Source organism: Mesotoga sp. HF07.pep.5.2.highcov (assembly GCF_003666285.1).
In the GTDB taxonomy this organism is placed as follows: domain Bacteria; phylum Thermotogota; class Thermotogae; order Petrotogales; family Kosmotogaceae; genus Mesotoga; species Mesotoga prima.
The window spans coordinates 1-3,576 of record NZ_JFHJ01000032.1 but is presented as its reverse complement, the minus strand read 5'-3'; the positions used below and the strand labels follow the sequence as shown (position 1 = coordinate 3,576).

Here is a 3,576-nt window from a genome sequence, read left to right as displayed (position 1 = left end):
TCTTCTCTCCCTTTCTCTCTCTCTCTCTTCTCTCCCTCTCTTTCTCTCTCTTCTTGCAGGAGCGTTTTCAAGAGGAGCTTATTATCAGTCCGGCAACAAAGCGGGTGTATACTAAAAATGAAACCATATCTTTTTTGAGGGGTGAGAGCGTTGAAAGTTACGAGGAGAGCTTCTCTAGTTGTTCTTTTGATTGTGCTTCTTGGCGGTATGCTTTTCGGAGCCGGAAGCGAGTACACTGTTGTAAAGGGAGATACTCTATGGGAGATCGCAAAGGCGTATGGTGTCGACTGGAAGGAAATTGCCGAACTTAACGGAATCACTGATGAGTTTGCACTTCAGGTGGGAACGGTCTTGAAGATTCCTGAAGCCTATACGGAAATATCCGTCATGATTCCCAATATCGATCATGAGATTCCCGCTGTTATCTGTATACCCAACGGTGACGGTCCATTTCCATTAGTTGTTATGCTTCATGGAACAGGCTCTGATAAGAACGAGGCCGGTGGTGGTTACCTGCTGGCAGCTCCAGCGCTTGCAAAGGCCGGTATTGCGAGTGTTCGCTTTGACTTCATTGGGAACGGCGAGAGTACTGCCGACTACATTAACTACAATTTCACTTCAGCCGTAGACGACACGAACATCGCGTTCGCTTACGCGGCAAGTCTTCCAAGAGTGGACGGTCATCGGGCCGGGATAATGGGCTGGAGCCAGGGTGGAACGATCGCTTTGCTTGCGGCAGGACAGAATCCCGCTTACAAGTCTGTTCTCTGCTGGGCTGGCGCTCCTGACCTGTCAGGCGTTGGAAGCTTAGAAGCTTACGAAATTGCGAAGCAGAATGGTTACTATGAGCTGACCTTTGAGTGGAGAAGCCCTCTTAAACTGGGACTTCAGTGGTTCGACGAGGCCTACGGAACGGACGTCTTGCAGGTCTTCTCTAACTCAAGTGCACCGGTGCTTGCTATCAATGGTTCAGAAGACACAGTAGTCGATCCCGTGAATGCACAGAGAATCGTCGATGCATCTAGAAATGAGAAATCGAAGGTTCTTATAATCGAGGGCGCAGACCACACCTTCAATATATTCACCGGAGATATGACCGCATTCAATCAGCTAATAGAAGCCACTGTAGATTGGTTTAGCAAGACACTGTAAAAATCGTTCTTCGATAGCGCTATAAGTCACCAAAAAAGAGGGACAAAAGAAATGAGTCAGTCCCTCTTTTTGCTTTTCTTTATCTGAGTCTCTACCCAATGAGTCGCGAGCTTTCGTTTGATTCAGCGATTTATCGAAAGGGCGGATCTCGATCTTCACATCTTTACGTTAGTAAATAGTTCCTCAATGCTCTGTCTGCGGCGAATGAGCTTGACCTCTTCTCCGTCCACGAGCACTTCCGCAGGGAAGGGCATTCCGTTGTAGTTGTTTGCCATTGAGAATCCATACGCGCCGGCATTCTCCAAGACTATTGCGGTTCCGGGAATCGGTACTTCGAGCTTTCGGCCTCTGGCAAGAATGTCACCGCTTTCACACAGCGGACCGACCACATCGGCAGTGACGGTCTTTTTTGTGCTTGCGAGGACCTGAATTCTGTGATGGGCATCATACAGCACTGGTCTTATCAAGGCGTTCATTCCAGCGTCGGTGACAATAAATATCTTTTCCGAAGGCTTGACGCTGACCACTTTGGTGACCAGATAGCCGGCCGGACCTATGATGAATCTCCCCAGTTCGGCTATCAGTTTACCGTCGAAGCCTGCAAAGATTCCGGATATTCCTTTTTGAAGTCTTTCAATGTCAAGCTCTCTTCCTTCGTAGTCTATTCCCCAGCCTCCACCAAGATCGATGTGCTTGAATCCGTATTGCTTTGCACAATCGAGGGCCTTAGAATAGGCATCGAAGAAGGGTTCCACGTCCGTAATCTGAGAGCCTATGTGAAGATGTATTCCATCTATCCTGTCGGCAACTTCCGAGACCTTTTCTATGGGCACGCCGAATTTATGGGCCCTCAAGCCTGTCGATATATGCGGGTGAGTACGGGCATCTACATCGGGGTTTACTCTCAAGAGCTTGATCACATTTACCCCGTCCCAGAGCGGCAACTCCTGAAGTGAGTCGATGCAGACAATGTTGAGCCCCTGGTTCACGAAATGTCTAATGTCTTCGTGAGTTTTGCCGTTCCCGTTCCAGAGAATTCGGTTCATTCCGGCCATCTTCGACGCAAGAAGCTCGCCCCTCGAGACGACGTCGGCTCCGATTTCCTCCTCGGCCATGATCTTGAGAAGTGCGGGGTTGTTGTTGGCTTTAAGGGCGAAGACTATCTCTGCATCGAGACCATCGAAAACGGTCTTCGCCTTCTTTATCCTCTTCCTTATCTTTTCCGAATCATATACGTATAATGGTGTTCCAAACTCATTTGCAAGTTTCTGAAAATCAATCATTTAGTCCTCCAAAATCCAGTCGCTCCGTTATCTCGTCTATCTCTTCTTCCGAAATATTCAGCGCCGGAAGGAACCTTATGCTTCCCGCCGTAACATTTAGAAGTACCTTCCTTTCAAAGGCGAGGCTCTTTATTCTTTCAGGGTTCTCCGTTGAAACGCCAATCATGAGTCCCATGCCTCTCACTTCTCTTGCCCAGGGAAGTCTCTCCAGATTCTCCTTCAGATGGGCCCCACATATTCTAACACTTTCTAGAAGAGCCGAGTCCATTCTACTCAAAACGGAGAGCCCTGCTGCGAGGCTGACTGGATTCGGTGCAAATGTGGAGCCGTGATCTCCGGGATAAAAGGGCGATACGCCTCTGAACACGGCGGCCCCCAGGGGTAGTCCACCTCCCACAGCCTTTCCCAGTATTATTATGTCCGGCTCGATCGCGTAATTCTGATAACCAAAATACTCTCCCGTTCTGCAGAGGCCACTCTGTATTTCGTCGGCTGCGAGCAAAAAACCTCGCTCTTTTCTCAACTTCTCAATGGCTTGAAGAAGCTCGGCAGGGTATAGGTGAACACCGCTGTTCCCCTGAATGACCTCCACGAAGACCGCGGCAATTTCATCAGACAATACTGCCTTTTCAAAATCTTGAACACTCTTAGGAATGAACCGAACGTCGGGAAGTAGCGGTTCAAAGGGTTTCCGAAGCCTTTCGCTATGAGTTAGCGACAACGCGCCCATCGTTCTTCCGTGGAAGTTCCCCTCGAACGAAATCAGCTTGCCCTTTTTTAGCCTTCTTACAGCTTTTATAGCGGCCTCTGTGGCTTCCGTCCCGGAATTAGCGAAGTAAACTTCGCCTTCGGAATTTGAGAAGTCGAGGATAAATTTGCTGAGGGAAATCGCGTCTTCGTCGAGGAAGTAATTCGAAGTGTGGGAGAACCGCTGAACCTTTGAAGTAACGGCATCGACGGTCTTTCTATCCGTGTGCCCGAAAGCAAGAACCCCTATTCCGGCAAAGGTATCGAGATACTCACCATTATCCGTCTCGATTCTGATACCGTGGGCACTGCGGATCTTCAATGGAAATGGCGAATAAACGTTTGACAGCATCTCATCATCTCACAGTTCGAATTCGTCGAGCAGGGCCTTCAA

General features: G+C 49.0%; 3 protein-coding genes. 1 reads left to right on the top strand and 2 read right to left on the bottom strand.

The genetic code is table 11. The features are described 5' to 3' along the window. Positions 1 to 150: 150 nt before the first annotated feature. Entirely contained in the window at positions 151 to 1,152 is a 1,002-nt protein-coding gene (locus BG32_RS00645; RefSeq protein ID WP_099772271.1) for an alpha/beta fold hydrolase, read from the top strand. A gap of 155 nt (positions 1,153 to 1,307) precedes the next feature. Here the strand turns inward: BG32_RS00645 and lysA are convergent, their stop codons facing one another. Further along, positions 1,308 to 2,435 (bottom strand): diaminopimelate decarboxylase, encoded by a 1,128-nt coding sequence (gene lysA / locus BG32_RS00640; RefSeq protein ID WP_099772270.1) that lies wholly within the window; start codon positions 2,433 to 2,435, stop codon positions 1,308 to 1,310. Continuing rightward, positions 2,428 to 3,534, bottom strand: a complete 1,107-nt coding sequence (locus BG32_RS00635; protein WP_121526219.1) for an aspartate aminotransferase family protein — start codon at positions 3,532 to 3,534, stop codon at positions 2,428 to 2,430. The genes lysA and BG32_RS00635 overlap by 8 nt, the downstream gene beginning before the upstream one ends. Between the last annotated feature and the right edge of the window lie 42 nt (positions 3,535 to 3,576).

Bases quoted from the DNA above. Each gene is read 5' to 3' on its own strand.
- lysA (WP_099772270.1), bottom strand. From the start codon at position 2,435: ATGATTGATTTTCAGAAACTTGCAAATGAGTTTGGAACACCATTATAC.
- BG32_RS00635 (WP_121526219.1), bottom strand. From the start codon at position 3,534: ATGCTGTCAAACGTTTATTCGCCATTTCCATTGAAGATCCGCAGTGCC.